The organism is Actinoplanes sp. NPDC049599 (assembly GCF_044465625.1).
In the GTDB taxonomy this organism is placed as follows: Bacteria; Actinomycetota; Actinomycetes; order Mycobacteriales; family Micromonosporaceae; genus Actinoplanes.
Genome location: NZ_JBITLX010000069.1, coordinates 1 through 1,874, shown reverse-complemented (window position 1 = coordinate 1,874; position 1,874 = coordinate 1). Strand labels below are relative to the sequence as shown.

Below are 1,874 nucleotides of genomic sequence, written 5' to 3'. Positions count from 1 at the left end.
CGCAGGCCGCCGGCCCCGCCGGCGCAGCTGCCGAGGCCGTCATCGTCATCGCCGTCGCCGTCGCCGTCGCCGTCGTCGGGATCGTCGCGGTATCTGAGCCAGGACGAACGGTTGCTGATCGCCGACCGCCGGCGGGAGAAAGTCACGATCCGGGCGATCGCTGCCGAACTGGGCCGTGCCCCCTCCACGATCAGCAGGGAGATCACCCGTAACAGCACGCCCCGCACGAGCACGACCCGCACGAGCACGCCGCGAACGAGCACGGCCCGGGCACCGAAATCCTCGCGGGGAAGGGATTACCGGCCCTACGCGGCTCAGGCCAGAGCCGACGCCCGGCGCCCGCGTCCCAAGACCCGCAAGATCCACGCCCACCCCCGCCTGCGGGAGTTCATCCAGACCAGACTCGACCTGAGATGGAGCCCCGAGCAGATCTGCCACGCCCTGCTCACCGACTTCCCCGACCCGGCTGAGAAGGTGATGCGCGTGGCCCCCGAGACCATCTACCAGGCCATCTACGTCCAGGCCCGCGGCCAGCTACGCCGTGACCTGACCACCGCCCTGCGCACCGGCCGGGCCCGCCGCAAACCCCGCCGCCAGGCCCAGCAACGACACCCCCGCTTCATCGAGCCCATGCTCATGATCAGCGAACGCCCCGCCGAGGCCGAGGACCGCGCCGTTCCCGGCCACTGGGAAGGCGACCTGATCATCGGCAAGAACAACGGCTCCGCCATCGGGACCCTGGTCGAACGCCAGACCCGCTACGTCATGCTGCTGCACCTACCCACCGGACGCGCCACCGAACGCGTGCGCGACGCGCTGGTCCAGACCATCCAGACCCTGCCCGCCCACCTGACCAGATCACTGACCTGGGACCAGGGCAACGAAATGAGCCTGCACGGCCAATTCACCATCGCCACAGGCGTTCCCGTCTACTTCTGCGACCCCCACAGCCCCTGGCAACGCGGCTCGAACGAGAACACCAACGGGCTGCTCCGCCAGTACTTCCCCAAAGGCACAGACCTCGCCACCCACACCCGCCAGCACCTCGACGCCGTAGCCGCCGAACTCAACGCCCGACCCCGCAAAACCCTCGACTGGGACACCCCCGCCCAACGCCTGCATAAACTCCTCACACCATGACCACAGGACACCATGGTGCGACGACCCCTGGAATCCGCCAGGTGTACACACCGAAGGGGGGGTGACCCGTCAGGTCTTCTGAGCCGCTGGGCCCGAGCAATGTGAACGCCTACCCTTGATGCCTCGGGCCACCTCGGCGGCAAACCCGGAGAGTCATGCAGGCCAGAGCCAGCTTCGTCATCACCAGCGAGAGTTCGGCGAAGACGTGCAAGGAGAGCTCGAGGGCCTCATCAACGCCCTGCAACCGCAAAAGTCTGCCCTGGAAGGGCTCCGCGCGGCCGGATGCGCCTTCCAGTGGTGGGTTCTCGGATTCCGCAGGTCGGAGGAGTGGGGGATTCGGCTGGGCCCGGAGTTCCTGAGCGTGTTGAGTTCCTTCGGTGCCGACGTGTACCTGGATATTCATACAGACGACGAGGATCAAGGCTAAGCAAATACCACCCGTGCATCTTCGCCCCGAGCGTCCGAGCACGTGGAGAATGCCGAATCACCGGATATCAGAGGTGTTTTCCCCACCTGACACGTCCGCACATAACTGTTTTCATGTTCGGACCAGTCAGTAGGGATGAGGGGTGGGTGTGGCGGGCTATCGGGCGTGGCAGGTGATCGGCGTCATTGTTCTCGGCCTCGCGCTGCTGCTGGTGGCCCGGGGTTTGGACGACGACTCGAAGGCGAACCTGGTGGTGGGGGTGATCAGCCTGGGGGCCTCGGCGGCCGGGTTCTGGGAGGCACGCTCA

At 66.8% G+C, this 1,874-nt stretch carries 1 protein-coding gene; it reads left to right on the top strand.

The features are described from left to right. The first annotated feature begins 27 nt into the window (after positions 1-27). The gene (locus tag ACIBQZ_RS43180; protein ID WP_396094766.1) at positions 28-1,140 is read left to right on the top strand and encodes an IS30 family transposase; all 1,113 of its coding nucleotides are present in this window, start codon (positions 28-30) and stop codon (positions 1,138-1,140) included. Positions 1,141-1,874: the final 734 nt, after the last annotated feature.